This is a genomic window from Pseudomonas sp. So3.2b, from assembly GCF_019464415.1.
In the GTDB taxonomy this organism is placed as follows: domain Bacteria; phylum Pseudomonadota; class Gammaproteobacteria; order Pseudomonadales; family Pseudomonadaceae; genus Aquipseudomonas; species Aquipseudomonas shahriarae.
This window is the reverse complement of sequence record NZ_CP080494.1, coordinates 4559572-4575907: the sequence shown is the minus strand read 5'-3', so window position 1 is coordinate 4575907 and position 16336 is coordinate 4559572. Positions and strand designations below refer to the sequence as shown.

Genomic DNA, 16336 nt, shown 5'->3' with positions numbered 1-16336 from the left:
CCGGGGTCAAAATAGGGGTCTAGCAGTGGCGCAATGATACGCCTGTAGTACGGGTGAACGGGTGCGACCTTTGGTCGCGTTGGGGGAAATCAATTGATGGTGTACGTGACTTGAATCAATTGACAGGAGGAGTATGGACGGTTTTTCAGGGCTCGAAGGTCATTGGTCCCACGGGTTGATCAGTTTCACGCCGCTGCTTTGGAAGTCGGCGACATTGCGGGTGACCACGGTCAGGCCATGAACCAGAGCGGTTGCGGCGATCAGCGCATCACCTTCGTTAGCGCGATCTGGCACATGCAGGCTGGCGCAGCGCAAGGCCACGGCAGCGTCAATTGGCAGGATCCTGGCATCGAAGGCCGGCATGACATGGCGTTTGAGCCAGGTGCGCAAGACCTTGCCCTGCGCGGGGTCACGGCGTTCCATTCGCAGCACCCCAGTCTCCAGTTCCTTCAAGGTAATCGCCGAAATATACAGGCGTGGCGCAGCGACGGTTTTGGCCCACGCCACCACATTTTTGTCGGCTTGGGGTTTGCGTAACTCGGAAATGACATTGGTATCGAGCAGATACATCAAGAGGGGTCCACGGGTCGATGGATAATCACGGCACGTTCGGTTTCAAACTCGATATCCGCCGCTTCGGGCATCACCAACAGGTCAACAATATCGGCGTTGATGCCTGTCAATTTTTGGTAGTCCTCAATACTTAGCAGCACATGAGCAGGCTTGCCTCGGTCGGTAATAAAAACCGGTCCTTGGCGCGCGGCTTTTTTGGCACCGCTTGTGTCTTGGTTGAATTCGCGGCTGGAGATTGTCGTGATAGTCATGGGGCGCCTCCCAGCGGGATGGGGGAATGTAGTTACGTTACTACGGCGCAGTTGCAAGCTACAAGCAGTCGATGCGCTTCACTGGAAACAAAAAAGCCCCGTCAGCATGCGCTATACGGGGCTTTCTCTTGCGGCTTGCAGCTTACTTCTGTTCTTGCTGCTCTTGCTGCTCTTTGTGCGACAGGCTGTAAACATACGCCGCCAGCAAGTGCACCTTGTCGTTACCTTGCAGTTGCTCCTGCGCAGGCATCTGGCCCTGGCGGCCGTAACGGATGGTCTGCTGCAGTTGGGCGAAGCTGGAACCGTAGATGAACGCGCCCGGGTGGGTCAGGTCAGGTGCGCCCATCGCTGGCGTACCTTTACCGGCCGGGCCGTGGCAGGCCACGCAGTTGGCGGCGAAGAGTTTCTCGCCGTTGGCCACGTCGGCCTTGGCGCCTTCCGGCAGCTTGCGGCCATCGAGGTTGGTCAGCACAAAGCCGGCCACGTCGGCCACGCCTTGTTCGCCGATGACTTCAGACCAGCCCGGCATCACCGCATGGCGGCCGGCCATGATGCTGGCCTTGATGGTCTCCGGCTCGCCGCCCCAGCGCCAGTCGGCGTCGGTCAGGTTGGGGAAGCCGTAGGCACCCTTGGCGTCGGAGCCGTGGCAGACCGAGCAGTTGGAGGCGAACAGGCGGCCCCCCATCTTCAGGGCTTGCGGGTCCTTGGCTACTTCCTCAATGGGCATGGCCGCAAATTTGGCGAAGATCGGCCCAAACTTGGCGTCCGAGCGTGCCATTTCCTTTTCCCACTCGTGCACGCCGGTCCAGCCGGTCTGGCCGTTGGCGAATGGGGTTTGCTTGTCATTATCGAGGTAGGCATAGCCCGGCAGCAGGCCTTTCCAGTTGCCCAGGCCCGGGTACAGCACCAGGTAACCCAGGGCAAACACGATGGTGCCGACGAACAGCATGAACCACCACTTTGGCAGTGGGTTGTCGTATTCCTCGATGCCATCGAACGAGTGACCAACTGTCTCGTCCGTTTGCTCGGCGCGCTGGCCCTTGCGGGTCGACAGCAGCAGCCAGGTCAGGGCAAAAATGGTACCCAGACTGAGGACTGTGACGTACAGACTCCAGAACGTAGTCATTCTTTGTTACTCCTAGAAGCTTGCTCGACGTGCTTGATGGCTTCGGGATCATCCGCAAAAGGCAGCAAGGTCGCGTCTTCAAACTCTGACTTGCGCTTGGGGCTGAATACCCACAACGCCAGACCGATAAAGGCCACCATCACGACAACGGTGCCCAGGCCTCGAATCATCCCGATATCCATTCAGATCACCGTTTGCTTTTGATGATGGTGCCCAGGCCTTGCAGGTAGGCCACCAGCGCGTCCATTTCGGTCTTGCCCTTGACGGCTGCCTCGGCACCGGCGATGTCTTCGTCGGTGTAAGGCACGCCGAGGGTGCGCAAGACTTCCATTTTCTTGGCGGTGTCTTTGCCGTCGAGCTTGTTTTCCACGAGGAACGGGTACGCCGGCATTTTCGATTCGGGCACTACGTTGCGCGGGTTGTACAAGTGCGCACGCTGCCAGTCATCGGAGTAACGACCGCCAACACGGGCCAGGTCCGGACCAGTACGCTTGGAACCCCACAGGAACGGGTGGTCCCACACGCTTTCACCGGCGACCGAGTAGTGGCCGTAGCGTTCGGTTTCAGCACGGAACGGGCGGATCATCTGCGAGTGGCAGCCGACGCAGCCATTGGCGATGTAGACATCGCGGCCTTCCAGTTCAAGGGCGGTACGCGGCTTCATGCCTTCGACCGGCTTGTTGGTCACGTCCTGGAAAAACAGCGGAACGATCTGGGTCAGGCCGCCGATACTCACGGCGATGACCATGAAGAAGGCCAGCAGGCCGATATTCTTCTCGACTACTTCGTGCTTCATCAGTGAGCTCCCACGGCGGCGATCTTGGTGGCGGCTTCAGCCTCTACAGGGTTGGAAGCACGCACGGTGCGCCATACGTTGTAGGCCATGAACAGCATGCCGCTGGCAAAGAACGCACCACCGAGGGCGCGGACGATGAAACCAGGATGGCTGGCTTGCAGCGCTTCGACGAAGGAATAGGTGAGGGTGCCGTCGTCGTTGATCGCACGCCACATCAGGCCCTGGGTGATGCCGTTGACCCACATCGAGGCGATGTAGAGCACGGTGCCGATAGTGGCCAGCCAGAAGTGGGTGTTGATCAGGCTGGTGCTGTGCATCTGCGCCCGGCCATACAGCTTGGGAATCATGTGGTACAGCGCGCCGATGGAAATCATCGCTACCCAGCCGAGAGCGCCGGCGTGTACGTGGCCGATGGTCCAGTCGGTGTAGTGGGACAGCGAGTTGACGGTCTTGATGGCCATCATCGGGCCTTCGAAGGTCGACATGCCGTAGAACGCCAGCGACACCACCAGAAAGCGCAGGATCGGGTCGGTGCGCAGCTTATGCCAGGCGCCCGACAGGGTCATCATGCCGTTGATCATGCCGCCCCAGCTCGGAGCCAGCAGGATGATCGACATGGCCATGCCCAGGGACTGTGCCCAATCCGGCAGTGCGGTGTAGTGCAGGTGGTGCGGACCGGCCCAGATATACAGGGTGATCAGTGCCCAGAAGTGCACGATGGACAGGCGATAGGAGTAGATCGGACGCTCGGCCTGTTTCGGCACGAAGTAGTACATCATCCCCAGAAAGCCCGTGGTCAGGAAGAACCCTACGGCGTTGTGGCCGTACCACCACTGGATCATCGCATCGGTCGCACCGGCGTAGGCCGAGTAGGACTTGAAGAAACTCACCGGCAACGAGGCGTGGTTGACGATGTGCAGCATCGCCGTCACGACGATGAATGCGCCGTAGAACCAGTTGCCAACGTAGATGTGCTTGGTCTTGCGCTTGACGATGGTGCCAAAGAACACGATGCCATAGGTCACCCAGACGATCGCCAGAAGGATGGCAAGGGGCCATTCCAATTCCGCGTATTCCTTGGTGGTGGTGAAGCCCATTGGCAGGGTGATGATGGCGCCCACGATAACCGCTTGCCAGCCCCAGAAGGTGAAGGCGGCGAGACCGTCGGAAATCAGTCGCGTCTGGCAGGTTCGCTGCACGACATAGTAGGAAGTGGCAAATAGTGCACATCCGCCGAAGGCGAAGATCACCAGGTTGGTGTGCAGCGGGCGTAGGCGTCCAAACGTCGTCCATGGCAGGTCGAAGTTCAACTCCGGCCAGACCAGTTGCGAGGCGATGAAGACACCGAGCCCCATGCCAAGGATCCCCCAGACCACCGTCATGATGGCGAACTGGCGGACTACCTTATAGTTATAAGCAGTCGGACTGATTGCTGTGCTCATTCTAAGGTTCCACGGTTTAGGTGTTTTATTAGGATAAAAATCGGTCGCAAGTATGGAGAAAGCGGGGTGCCATTGCAACGTAACGCTGACCTGCGTCAATGCTTTACAAACCAGATTCTGCGCCCTTTCCATGTTTGGCGTAAGGACAAAATCAAAAATGAAAAGCTGACGGGTTGGACAGGAATTTTGCAGGGGTGCAGGCACTTGCGCGCAGGTCTGAGCAAACAAGCTGACGCAGTGACGAATGGTCAATGGCGTGACAGCCGGTAACTGTCAGCCTTTGCGCCTGTCACCTTGCTTGAATGTCAGACTCATCGCGTGCAAGTCGGTCTGCGACCGCTCAACACCGGTCTACTGTCGGAACAAGCGTAGACCCGAATGGCGGGAGGGGAAAGGTGTGCTTTAGAAGGGTGCGACAATGGGGCGCAGGGGGCAGCGGTGAGTGGCAAGTCTGGAGCGGGAGAGGGGGAGGGCTGCAAGAGCCGAGTTGAGAGCTCTTCTCTTGCAGCTTGTAGCGTGAAGCTTACTTCTGCTCTTTCTGCGACAGGCTGTAGACGTAGGCCGCCAGCAGGTGGACCTTGTCGTTGCCTTGCAGTGCTTCCTGCGCCGGCATCTGGCCTTGGCGACCGTGACGGATGGTCTGTTGCAACTGCGCCAGGCTGGTGCCGTAGATGAAGCCGGCAGGTTGCGTCAGGTTCGGCGCGCCCATGGCTTCTACACCGTGGCCCTCTGGGCCGTGGCAGGCCACGCAAGTGGTGCTGAACGCTTGCTGGCCGGCGGCCAGGTCAACCTTGCTGTCAGCCGGCAGCGGCAACTTGGCCAGGTCGTGGCGTACATAGGCAGCGACGTTTTTCACACCGTCTTCGCCCAGTACTTCACCCCAGGCCGGCATTGCAGCGTGGCGACCGTTCATGATGGTCAGCTTGATTGCATCCGCCGAACCACCCCAGCGCCAGTTGTCGTCCGCCAGGTTCGGGAAGCCGTAGGCGCCCTTGGCATCGGAACCGTGGCACACCGCGCAGTTGGAGGCAAACAGGCGACCGCCCATTTTCAGCGCTTGTGGGTCTTTGGCGACCTCTTCCACGGGCATGGCTGCGAATTTGGCGAAGATCGGCCCGAACTTGGCGTCGGCCTTGGCCATTTCCTTGTCCCATTCCTTGGTCTGGGTCCAGCCGTCTTCATAGCCCGGCAAGACGCCTTTCCAGTTGCCCAGGCCCGGATAGAGGATCAGGTAGCCGACGGCAAATACCAGGGTGCCGGCGAACAACAGGAACCACCATTGGGGCAGAGGGTTGTCGTACTCCTCAATCCCGTCGAAGGCGTGGCCCATGGTCTGGTCGACGCTGCCCTTGGTCTCGCCCTTGCGGGTGCCGAACAACAGCCAGGTCAGGCCGATCAGGCTGCCGAGGGTCAGTACACAGATCCATGTACTCCAAAAGGTAGTCATGGCCGAATGCTCCTTGTTACAGGCTCTTCTTGAGCGTCGGATGGGGTGCCGGTGGCGTCAGGCTTAGGCTCATCGGCAAATGGCAGCAGGCAGGCCTCGGCGAACTCCGGGTTGCGCTTGGAGTTGAACACCCACAGCGACAGGCCGATGAAGGCAATTGCCACCACCAGCGTGCCGAGGCCGCGGATCATTCCGGTATCCAGTTCAAAACCCATGGTTCACCTCTTGCTCTTGATTGCAGTGCCGAGCACTTGCAGGTAGGAGACCAGAGCGTCCATTTCGGTCTTGCCCTTGAGGCTGTCCACGGCGGCGGTGATGTCCGCGTCGGTGTACGGCACGCCGAGGGTGCGCATGACCTTGAGCTTGGTTTCGGTGTGGCTGCTGTCGACCTGGGCGGTGACCAGCCATGGATAGGCCGGCATCTTCGACTCAGGCACGACGTTGCGCGGGTTGTACAAGTGCGCGCGGTGCCAGTCGTCGGAGTAGCGTGCACCTACCCGGGCCAGGTCCGGACCGGTGCGCTTGGAGCCCCACAGGAACGGGTGGTCCCACACGCTTTCGCCGGCGACCGAGTAGTGGCCGTAGCGTTCGGTCTCGGCGCGGAACGGCCGGATCATTTGCGAGTGGCACTGTACGCAGCCTTCGCGGATGTAGATGTCACGGCCTTCCAGTTGCAGCGCGGTGTAGGGCTTCATGCCTTCGACCGGCTTGTTGGTGACGTCCTGGAAGAACAGCGGGACGATCTGCGTCAGGCCACCGATACTCACGGCAAGCACCATCAGCAGCATCAGCAGGCCGACGTTCTTTTCAATCGTTTCGTGTTTCATCATCGACTCCTCAGGCCATCTGCGCCGCAGCGGCTACTTCGGCAGGTTGTGCCGAACGCACGGTGCGCCAAGTGTTGTAAGCCATCAGGAACATGCCGCTGAGGAAGATCGCACCACCCACCAACCGCACGATGAAGCCTGGGTGGCTGGCCACCAGGGTTTCGACGAAGGAGTAGGTCAAGGTGCCGTCTTCGTTGACTGCACGCCACATCAGGCCCTGGGCAATGCCGTTGACCCACATCGAAGCGATGTAGAGCACGGTGCCGATAGTGGCCAGCCAGAAGTGCGCGTTGATCAGGCCGAGGCTGTACATCTGCTCGCGACCGAAGACTTTCGGGATCATGTGGTACAGCGCGCCGATGGAAATCATCGCCACCCAACCCAGAGCGCCGGCGTGTACGTGGCCGATGGTCCAGTCGGTGTAGTGGGACAGGGCGTTGACCGTCTTGATCGCCATCATCGGACCTTCAAAGGTCGACATGCCGTAGAACGCCAGCGATACAACGAGGAAGCGCAGGATCGGGTCGCTGCGCAGCTTATGCCAGGCGCCCGAGAGGGTCATCATGCCGTTGATCATGCCGCCCCAGCTTGGCGCCAGCAGAACCAGCGACATCACCATGCCCAGGGACTGTGCCCAGTCCGGCAGCGCGGTGTAGTGCAAGTGGTGCGGACCGGCCCAGATGTACAGGGTGATCAGTGCCCAGAAGTGCACGATGGACAAGCGATAGGAGTAAACCGGACGCTCGGCCTGTTTCGGCACGAAGTAGTACATCATCCCCAGGAAGCCTGCAGTGAGGAAGAAACCTACGGCGTTATGGCCGTACCACCACTGCACCATGGCATCCGTCGCACCGCCGTACAGCGAGTAGGACTTGGTCAGGCTGACCGGGATTTCCAGGTTGTTGACGATATGCAGGATCGCTACTGTGATGATGAACGCACCGAAGAACCAGTTACCGACGTAGATATGCTTGGTGTTGCGCTTGGCCACGGTGCCGAAGAACACGATGGCATAGGCGACCCAGACAATGGTGATCAGGATGTCGATCGGCCATTCCAGCTCGGCGTATTCCTTGGAACTGGTATAGCCCAGTGGCAAGCTGATTGCCGCCAGCAGGATCACCAATTGCCAGCCCCAGAAGCAGAACGCGGCGACTTTCGGCGCGAACAGCTGGGTCTGGCAGGTGCGTTGCACCGCGTAGAAGGAGCTGGCAAACAGCGCGCAGCCACCAAACGCGAAAATCACCGCGTTGGTGTGCAGTGGGCGCAATCGACCGAAACTGGTCCAAGGCAGGTTGAAGTTGAGTTCGGGCCATACCAACTGGGCAGCGAGAAAAACCCCGAGCCCCATGCCGACGATGCCCCACACCACCGTCATAATGGCGAATTGGCGGACCACCTTGTAGTTATAGGCGGTACTTAAAGTAGTGTTCATGGTTCCCCATCCACGGTTCAACCCAAGCAGATGCAGCACTTGGGCTGGAGTTATAGGCAGACTAAAAAGCGAGGCAAGCATGGGCAAAGAGCACAAGGCCAGTATTGACGGGGATCAATGGGCGCAGTGTGTGGGTGAATACGGTTGGTTGTGGAATGCAGCCACGCGCGAGGGCGCTGGCCCATCACCCACGCTGATCCTGGCCCACGGTGCTGGCGCGCCGATGGACTCCGGCTTTATGGACGACATGGCTGCACGCCTTGCCGGGCATGGCGTGAACGTATTGCGCTTCGAGTTTCCCTACATGGCCCAGCGCCGTGTGGACGGGGGCAGGCGCCCACCGAATCCGGCTCCAAAGCTGCTGGAATGCTGGCGCGAGGTATATGCCCAGGTGCGACGTCATGTCGCTGGGCCTTTGGCTATTGGCGGCAAGTCCATGGGCGGGCGGATGGCCAGTTTATTGGCCGATGAATTGGCGGCTGATGCACTGGTGTGCCTGGGGTATCCGTTCTATGCGGTGGGCAAGCCAGAAAAGCCACGGGTCGAGCATCTGGCCGGGCTGAAGACCCCGACCTTGATAGTGCAGGGCGAGCGCGATGCGCTGGGTAATCGGGCGGCGGTGGAGGGGTATGTGCTGTCGCCGAGCATCGAGGTGAAGTGGCTGGTGGCGGGGGATCATGATTTGAAGCCGTTGAAGGCTTCGGGGTTTAGTCATGCGCAGCATTTGGAAGCTGCGGCGCAGAGGGTTGCTGGGTTTCTCGGCGCCTGTTAGGGCCTCATCGCGAGCAAGCTCGCTCCCATATTTTGAATGTATTCACAAATCAAAGTGTGGGAGCGAGCTTGCTCGCGATAGCGCTAGATCAGGCAGTAAATCCCTAGCGGTTAAACCGCTCCACCAACGAATACTGCGTATTCGCCGTATGCGTCAGCTCTTCACTCAACTGCGCCGAGTTCAACGCCTGCTCCGAAGTCTGGTCCGCCAACAGCGCAATGGTGCTGATATTGCGGCTGATCTCTTCGGCCACCGAGCTTTGCTCCTCGGTCGCGGCGGCGATCTGGGTGGTCATGTCGGTAATATGGGCCACCGCCTCACTGATCCCCACCAGCGCCGCGTCAGCTTCCATCACCCGTGCCACGCCTTCTTCAGCCTGGCGATGCCCGGCATCCATGGTCTGCACGGCGGTGCTGGCGGTCTGTTGCAGCTTGGCGATCAGGGCATGGATCTGCCCGGTGGATTCGCTGGTGCGTTGCGCCAGCTGCCGCACTTCATCGGCTACCACTGCAAACCCACGGCCCATCTCACCGGCACGCGCCGCTTCGATGGCGGCGTTGAGGGCCAGCAGGTTGGTCTGGTCGGCAATGCCTTTGATCACATCTACAACACCGCCAATCTCATCGCTGTCCTTGGCCAGTTGGGTCACGGTTGTCCCGGTCTCTCCAACCACTACCGACAGGCGCTGGATGGCTTCGCGGGTTTCCCCGGCAATGTCCCGGCCACGGCTGGTCAGGCGATTGGCTTCCTGGGTCGCATCGGCCGTGCGCTGTACATGGCTGGCGACTTCCTGGGTGGTGGCGGCCATCTGATTGACGGCGGTGGCCACCTGCTCGGTCTCGACGCGCTGGCGTTCCAGGCCGGTTGAACTGTTGTGGGCCAGGGTGTTGGACTGGCGCGCCTGGTCGTTGAGGTGCTCGGCGGTGTCCTGCAAACGGGTCAGGCAGGTCTTCAGGCGGGCTTCCTGGCTGAGGATCGACATCTCCAGTCGCGCCTGCGCGCCACGGCTGTCGGTGTACATCTGCGCAATCAGCGGGTCGGAGGTGGTCTGTTCGGCCAGGCGCAGCAGGCGCTTGAGGCCGCGCTGCTGCCAGCTCAGGCCGAGCAGGCCCAGGGGCACCGACAAGGCGGCGGCCAGGGCAAAACCCCAGTGGGAGTCGAACCAGACGCCGATCAGGAAGCTCAATTGGCTGACCAGGATAAACGGCAGCCAGTCCTGCAGTACCGGCAACCATTTATCGCTGCGCGGGATGGCCGACTTGCCCTGGTTGATTCGTTGGTACAGCGCTTCGGCACGGCGGATCTGCTCGGCGGTCGGCTTGACCCGCACCGATTCGTAGCCGATCACCTGTTCGCCGTCGAATACCGGGGTCACGTAGGCGTTGACCCAGTAGTGATCGCCGGTCTTGCAGCGGTTTTTAACGATGCCCATCCATGGCAAGCCTTGTTTGAGCGTCGTCCACATATGCGCGAACACGGCCGCCGGCACATCCGGGTGGCGAACCAGGTTGTGCGGGGCGCGCATCAGTTCATCCCGGGAAAACCCACTGATCTCGACAAACGCATCGTTGCAGTAAGTGATCACGCCTTTGGCATCGGTCGTGGAGATCAACCGTTGTTGAGCGGGGAAGGTACGTTCGCGCTGGGTAACGGGCTGGTTGTTACGCATATTGATTCAATCCGCAAGGCTTTGTCAGGTTGTCGGCAGGCTGAGGCAATGGTTGAAGGGAATCTTTACTGAAATGTAAATAATGGCGGGAACCGCTCTGTACCCGGTAGCTCTCAGCCCAGAAAGGACGCTGTCAATACTTCGGCAACAACCGGGTAGCGCGAGCCCGCACCGATCCACTCGATCTGGATGAAGATCCAGCGTTTGAGGCGCAGATACCTGGTTGAGGGGCCATTGCTCAATTCCGGTGTGCCCAATACGTCCAACGCCATGCGCTGCTGAATAGCGACGCGGGAGTAATCCTCGACAAAAACCGAACGGTTTATTGATGTCAGTTCCAGGCGATTCAGTGCTTCCATCGCACCGTTGAGGTCGCCGGGTTCGAACACCGTGGCATTGGCAATTTTCGACTTGGTGAACTGTCTTGCATAACCCCCCAAACCCGCCAGGATGGGTTTGCCAGTCGCTGCATATTCAAACAGCTTGGAAGGCAAAACCCGTCGAAAGGATTTGAAGGTGTTGAGGTGCAGGAAAAGTATGTCAGCCTCCCGGTAATGATCGATCAGGTTTGAGCGTTTGGTCGGCGCTATCAGTTTTACATTGGAGATGTTTTTACTGGCCAGCGCTTGCCGAAGCTTATCGGCAGCTCCACCGTCACCAATGATGTAGAACTGCGCGAGACCTTCAAGCTGTTCAGCCATCGCCGGAATGATTCTATCCAGCCCCTGGCCAGCGCCGATATTGCCCGCGTACACGATTTTCAGCTCGGTCGAGGGCGCGCGTAGTTTTTCCAGATTGGTCAACGGTTGCAGGAAAAGGTCATCCACACCATTGGTATGGGTGGAAAAACACCTGTGGGGGTAGCGTTCGTTGAAGTACCCCAGAAAACCCGGCGAAATCAGGTTGACCTGAGTTGCCTGGCGAATGGTCAGGCGTTCCACCCACGAAAAGAAATACGTCATGGTCCGGCCGACCATACCAGGATACAGCTCTGGTAGCGTCTCTACGAAGATGTCGCGTATATCGAGGTATAGCGGCGTTTTGCTCTGGAACGAAATCGACGCGCCCAAGGCAGCAGTCATCAATCTTGAAGAGGACGCCACCACCAAATCGTAGTCTTTGCCACGAGCGGCTTTACGGGCCCCCAAGGCGTAGGAGAGGAATGCCTTGGCCTGGTCAACGACGCCATTTTTATGGGGCGGCAAGTCAATGCGCGTGATCGACAGTCGCGAGAAGCCTTGAGTGCTTTCAGCCGGCGCTTTGTAGGAGTGATAGCGATTCGGTTGCGTGGTGATCAGGTCAATGTGCAATTTGCAGTTATTTTGCTCAAGCAGCGCCCTTACCAAGGCTTCGACCCTGAACGAACCCGCCGCCAGATCAGGCGGGTAATAGAAGCTCAAGAGAAGAATGCGGACGGTCATTGGCGAGCGTCAGCGCAGTAAGTCTGGCCCTTGAGAACGCGGCCATACAGGTTGACCAACAGTTCTTCCTGTTGCTCCCAGTTCAATTGGGCTGCGGCATTCACGGCATTGGCCGCCAGGGTGCGGCGCAGCTGCGGATCGCTTACCAGGCGATTGAGTGCATCGATCAACTGCTGGTCGTCGCTTTCGCGCACCAGCAAACCGATGTCGAACGCTCTGATGATACGGCGAATCTCTGGCAGGTCAGTCGCGACGACGGGCAGGCCGGCAATCAGGTACTCGAATAATTTGTTGGAGTCGGTGGTGAAGTGGTTCAGGCAGGTGTTTTCAATGGGCTGCACGCCAATGTCTGCAGAGGCGGTGTAGCTGGGCAGATCGGCCAACGAGACGGTTGGAATGAAATGCACACGCTCCGTCAGTCCGAGTTCCTGGCTCAACGCGGTCAATGGCGCCGTCAGCCTGCCGCCACCAATGAACACGAAATAGGCGTCCTTGACTGAGGCCGAGATCCGTACCAAGCGCTCCAGGCCTCGGCCCTGCTGCAACCCACCCTGATAAATGATGATTGGCCATGGCTGCTGCAACTGCAGCTCCTGGCGAATCCGCTGACTGGCGGGGCTGACCGTCAAGCGCGGTCGGTTCTGCAACACCACCGGGCGTGGCACGCCATAGGCCCGAGCAAAAAACTTGGCCCGCGCATCTGTAGTGGTAATGCTGCCCTGCACTCGGGGCATCAACACGCCTTCGACCCGCGCGACCAGGCCGCGAAAGCTGTTATAGCCTTCGCGGCTGGTGCTGATTTCATGGGCGTCATACACCACGCGGGCGCCACTGAGTTTCGCCGCCAACCATGCCGTTGGCAGTGTATTGACGTCATGGGCGTGCACCACTGCGGCGCGATGCCAGGCGATCCGCGCCAGCAAGCCTGCATGGGTCCACAGCCGCGCGACAATCCGCAGCGCTTGCCTGGTCGGGCTCAAGCGACCGATAGGGCCGCTGGCTGAGGCCGGTGCAGAAGCTGCGCCGCCAGTTTTGGTTTTGCGCAGCTTCCACAATGGACTGCGTGCAACACGCACCACGTTGATACCGCCCGGCAGTGTCTCTTTCTCTTGGGTGACGCCCGGTGTGTGCAGGGCGAACACGGTTACGGCGTAGCCGGCAGCTTGAAGCGTCTGCGCCTCTTTTAATACACGGGCGTCGTTGCGGAATTCATTCCAGACGATCATTGCTATGCGGGTCACAGGGGGCCACCTTTAATAAAATAAATATTCAAACTTTATTTTGTAGGCCAGGCGAGAATTACATGCACTTTTTCATTGGCTGATTTTTTTTCGGAAGACCCAATAAAGTACGAGTCAATCCCTGTTTCATTTGCGACACTATAAAACACACGCATGGTATTTTCACCAGTATCTGTGACTCGGCGAGTATAGTTCTTATCTTGAAGTGTTTTATAGAAAATCTGCTCTGCTGAAGTCGCATCGTCAGCTGCTATTTTGAAGGAAAGTTTTCTGATTTTTTTACCGTTTTGATCAGTTGTTTCATCTTTGAGTGCTTTTGCTTCGAGTGAAATTTTCGCACCGCCCGGCAGCAGTAATTGCTGCTCTACGCCACTGTGTAGTTTTTCATTGTTCTCGCTGTTGCAGCCATAAAGACCGATTAGTAGGCCTAGGGTAATAATCTTTTTCATAGGGTATTAACTTCTATTTTTTCACTGGTTGGATGATTTTTTAGTTGTGCCAGTGCGTCGGGAATTAACTCGATGACCGACAGGTAGTTTTGGCGGCTGAATTGTGACTCAAGCGCGTACATAATTGCAATTAACGCAACAGCTTCAATCGGAGTGTCAAGGAGCTCAGGTCGGGTTTTACTCGCCTCAAGGAAATACCTCTCAAGAGCATCAATGTCTTGTTTCCCTGTAGGCCAAATAGCGCCAATAGGTTCAACTGCCCAGCGGGTCCAGTTATAGGTAATAAAATCGTCCTCTGCGCACTCAAGGATCGTGCCCATGTGTAAATCAGGATTGACGATGCAAAGAGGAACCGTTCGAATCAGCTCTTTGATTTTAGGAAGACTTTCTGAAAGCTGTTGGGCCAAAGCTATATGTTCAGGGTCTTCTAGTACCGAGATTAATCTAAGGCCTATCTCGGCAGTCAAACGCTCGGAAAGCAAGGGTTTGGACCTGGAAAATTGGTCAATTATACTTGCTGGCGGTGCCACTATCCAAAGTTTGGATAGTGCAGAGTACCACTTCAATTTCAATAGGTGTGCCTGAGGTTTTGTAGTCTTTATTTTTTTAAAAAATAATGCATTAAAAGAGCCGATTTGCGCCGCTCCGACCAGTTGAGGCGCAGGGAGTCGTGTTGACCACTGTTGAGCCAACAATGAGGCTTCGTGTTTGCATGAGGTTTCGCGGCCGATACCAAATAATTTTGCAGAGTACTCTGATAAAAGCTCTGCATTTTTTCCGTGCGCAGAAATATCAAGTCCGATTATGTTTGGTGTTCCAAGCTGGACGTAAGAAGAGGTCACATACTCTATCGGCTTTCCGGTCAGGTCAATTAGAGAGTTAAGGGCCCACTGCTGCCGGGTATCTTTGTTGATGTGGCTCCAGAAGTGTTCTTCTTGAGGTGTCTTCTTCTCATGGGCGTGAAGAGAAGTATAAAAAAGTGAATTTATTTTAGCAGAGTTTTCCAGCAAAAAAATCGAGTCGTATAGGAGAGCTGTAATGCGTTGCAGTATTTGTCTGGAAAGGAGAAGCCCTATAATTGAAGAAAATATGCTAAACGGCAAGCCAAAAAAATAGCTGACTATTACAAAGGCAAATAAGGAAAAAAAACAAATTCCGCTAAAAGCCTTTATAAGGGTAAGCGATTTTTTTGGTTGGTCTACTTTTTGAGTTAGTAGCATGATGCTGATGGAAAGCGAAAAATAAATAACGCAAAATATGAGAAAGAAAGAAAAAAGCTCAGGTGTTATCGCTAGTCCAAGCGCTGAGCCGGCTAGGAAAAATAAGAGGGAGGCTAGGACGTTACAGACTTTTTGATATATGGAGGCTGCGAGAATGTCTTGATTTTCAAAGATTGTTATTTTTTTTGCTTTTTTTACTAAGGATTGCGCACCCTGATTGATAAATTTTGTAGAAAGGTGGGTGCAGATATAATAAAGGGCATAAAAAATAATTGCGCACGTGGATAGACCAATAATGTAATCGTCTTTTTCGAATCCTTCAATTAGACCTACCATATAACTCGGGGTGGACTCAGATCCCACAAGTATGAGGGTCTTCAACGGTAAGAAAAATGCTAGAACCAGTGAAATATTGGAAAGGATGATAAGGAAAATGATCGCGCACGTTCGCGACAGCGTAATACGTGCCACTTTTTTATAAAGCGACGCGAGCCAGAAAGCATTGCTTTTCGAACGATAGAGCAGTGACACGTCTAGTAGCCTCTGTATGTAAAGGCAGCTATTAAAAGCTGCCTGTACGGGGTCGTTGTTTTAACAGTGCTGTTGTAAGGCGTTGTTAAGTGTGTAGGTTTTACTCTCGCTGGAGCCTACTGGCATTACGCAGTATTGATCCCGGATACTGTAGATGTTTTTTACTGCCAGAGAACCTAGGTTGATAATTCGCTCCCGTATGGCGGCTTCGAAAATATTTTGATCGATCCACCACTGGCTTTCGTCGGTTTTACATTGCAAACCGCCCAAGTAGGCCAAGTTTCTAGCAACGATTTTTCCGTTTTCAGAGTGAGCGAAGAATGCGAAACCTCCGGTGTATTTTTCCCACGGCGCCATACCGTTTTCAAGTATCCGCGATAAGATATCAACTTTTTCTTCAGCCATCATGTCAACAAGTTCGTTGAATGGTTTTTTAATAACCGTATCAAGATCAAGTACCAATATGGGAAGGTTGTGTTTTTCCATTAATGGATAAACGCTCATGAATCTCAGCATCGAGGCAATTGGACCTTTGTTAACCTCGGTACTGATATTCACGATGGTGAAGTAGATATTATTTCCACCCCAGGTATCGATTTTTTCTGAGTAATATTCTGTATCACCATCAAGCAGGCTGATGTGCATAGCTGCATCGGCTGCACAGTGTTTGGTGAACGATTTTATTATGTACTCGCCATACAGTGTAAAGTACTTCATGTCGCAAGAAATACTGACGATGTACTTGGCACTTTGCGAAGGAAAATCCGTGACTGTAATGGGTGTTTTCTCAATCGCAATGTCAGTTGATTTGAAATTGTCTGATGAGTAAGTGTTGTCCGTATGTACACTTCCTACAGGGATTGCGATATAGGGGTTGTAGTCTTTTGATTTTTGCGAATTGAAAAGTTTTATGAGTTTTGAGTACTCGTCATAGTTTTCAAGATTATAATTGATTATTGCTTTGAAAATATTGCCAACGTTAGAAATTTGTGAGTCTTTGCAATGAGTGATCAGTGTTTCAATTGCAGCGCTAGCAGTCGCCGGCTCTTGATTATAGAGATAGCCTCGGCAGCAGTAGATAAAGCCTTCCAATGTCTCTTTTCTGGACATCGCCGATAACGCGGCATCAAGTATGC

At 55.9% G+C, this 16336-nt stretch carries 16 protein-coding genes; 1 reads left to right on the top strand and 15 read right to left on the bottom strand.

What is annotated here, in order from left to right; translation table 11 throughout:
* Positions 1-159 precede the first annotated feature (159 nt).
* From K1X80_RS20460 to ccoN (K1X80_RS20415), 10 genes are all read right to left on the bottom strand, one after another.
* Positions 160-570: a type II toxin-antitoxin system VapC family toxin gene (locus tag K1X80_RS20460; protein ID WP_057439489.1), complete on the bottom strand. Its 411-nt coding sequence runs from the start codon at positions 568-570 to the stop codon at positions 160-162.
* Positions 570-824 (bottom strand): type II toxin-antitoxin system Phd/YefM family antitoxin, encoded by a 255-nt coding sequence (locus K1X80_RS20455; protein WP_220172489.1) that lies wholly within the window; start codon positions 822-824, stop codon positions 570-572. The genes K1X80_RS20460 and K1X80_RS20455 overlap by 1 nt, the downstream gene beginning before the upstream one ends.
* A 142-nt stretch (positions 825-966) precedes the next feature.
* Positions 967-1950 carry a cytochrome-c oxidase, cbb3-type subunit III gene (gene ccoP / locus K1X80_RS20450; RefSeq protein WP_186625609.1) on the bottom strand — a complete coding sequence of 328 codons (984 nt, stop codon included), beginning with the start codon at positions 1948-1950 and terminating at the stop codon, positions 967-969.
* Positions 1947-2132, bottom strand: a complete 186-nt coding sequence (locus K1X80_RS20445) for a CcoQ/FixQ family Cbb3-type cytochrome c oxidase assembly chaperone (RefSeq protein ID WP_003175465.1) — start codon at positions 2130-2132, stop codon at positions 1947-1949. The genes ccoP (K1X80_RS20450) and K1X80_RS20445 overlap by 4 nt, the downstream gene beginning before the upstream one ends.
* Positions 2133-2137: 5 nt before the next feature.
* Entirely contained in the window at positions 2138-2746 is a 609-nt protein-coding gene (gene ccoO, locus K1X80_RS20440) for a cytochrome-c oxidase, cbb3-type subunit II (RefSeq protein WP_220172488.1), read from the bottom strand.
* Positions 2746-4188, bottom strand: a complete 1443-nt coding sequence (gene ccoN, locus K1X80_RS20435) for a cytochrome-c oxidase, cbb3-type subunit I (protein WP_057960314.1) — start codon at positions 4186-4188, stop codon at positions 2746-2748. Before ccoN (K1X80_RS20435) ends, ccoO (K1X80_RS20440) begins: the two co-directional genes overlap by 1 nt.
* A gap of 523 nt (positions 4189-4711) precedes the next feature.
* A complete protein-coding gene (ccoP, locus tag K1X80_RS20430) occupies positions 4712-5635 on the bottom strand; it encodes a cytochrome-c oxidase, cbb3-type subunit III (protein ID WP_057439485.1) in 924 nt (307 codons plus the stop codon).
* Positions 5632-5850, bottom strand: a complete 219-nt coding sequence (locus K1X80_RS20425; protein ID WP_057439484.1) for a cbb3-type cytochrome c oxidase subunit 3 — start codon at positions 5848-5850, stop codon at positions 5632-5634. Before K1X80_RS20425 ends, ccoP (K1X80_RS20430) begins: the two co-directional genes overlap by 4 nt.
* A gap of 3 nt (positions 5851-5853) precedes the next feature.
* Positions 5854-6462: a cytochrome-c oxidase, cbb3-type subunit II gene (gene ccoO, locus K1X80_RS20420; RefSeq protein ID WP_029300055.1), complete on the bottom strand. Its 609-nt coding sequence runs from the start codon at positions 6460-6462 to the stop codon at positions 5854-5856.
* 10 nt (positions 6463-6472) lie between these two features.
* Positions 6473-7897, bottom strand: a complete 1425-nt coding sequence (gene ccoN / locus K1X80_RS20415; RefSeq protein WP_029300057.1) for a cytochrome-c oxidase, cbb3-type subunit I — start codon at positions 7895-7897, stop codon at positions 6473-6475.
* Positions 7898-7976: 79 nt separating this feature from the next.
* Between ccoN (K1X80_RS20415) and K1X80_RS20410 the strand changes: the two genes are divergently transcribed.
* Positions 7977-8669: an alpha/beta family hydrolase gene (locus K1X80_RS20410; RefSeq protein WP_220172487.1), complete on the top strand. Its 693-nt coding sequence runs from the start codon at positions 7977-7979 to the stop codon at positions 8667-8669.
* A 103-nt stretch (positions 8670-8772) separates the two neighbouring features.
* On the opposite strand, the gene K1X80_RS20405 is transcribed toward K1X80_RS20410, so the two are convergent.
* The 5 genes from K1X80_RS20405 to K1X80_RS20385 all read right to left on the bottom strand — a co-directional run bounded on the left by K1X80_RS20405 (position 8773) and on the right by K1X80_RS20385 (position 15200).
* Positions 8773-10338 (bottom strand): PAS domain-containing methyl-accepting chemotaxis protein, encoded by a 1566-nt coding sequence (locus K1X80_RS20405; RefSeq protein ID WP_057960312.1) that lies wholly within the window; start codon positions 10336-10338, stop codon positions 8773-8775.
* Positions 10339-10451: 113 nt separating this feature from the next.
* A complete protein-coding gene (locus tag K1X80_RS20400; RefSeq protein WP_198792174.1) occupies positions 10452-11759 on the bottom strand; it encodes a glycosyltransferase family 4 protein in 1308 nt (435 codons plus the stop codon).
* Positions 11756-13000 carry a glycosyltransferase family 4 protein gene (locus tag K1X80_RS20395; RefSeq protein WP_120733814.1) on the bottom strand — a complete coding sequence of 415 codons (1245 nt, stop codon included), beginning with the start codon at positions 12998-13000 and terminating at the stop codon, positions 11756-11758. The genes K1X80_RS20400 and K1X80_RS20395 overlap by 4 nt, the downstream gene beginning before the upstream one ends.
* 35 nt (positions 13001-13035) lie before the next feature.
* Positions 13036-13449: a hypothetical protein gene (locus tag K1X80_RS20390; RefSeq protein ID WP_220172486.1), complete on the bottom strand. Its 414-nt coding sequence runs from the start codon at positions 13447-13449 to the stop codon at positions 13036-13038.
* On the bottom strand, positions 13446-15200 hold the full coding sequence (locus K1X80_RS20385) for a hypothetical protein (protein ID WP_220172485.1): 1755 nt from the start codon (positions 15198-15200) through the stop codon (positions 13446-13448). The genes K1X80_RS20390 and K1X80_RS20385 overlap by 4 nt, the downstream gene beginning before the upstream one ends.
* Positions 15201-16336 lie beyond the last annotated feature (1136 nt).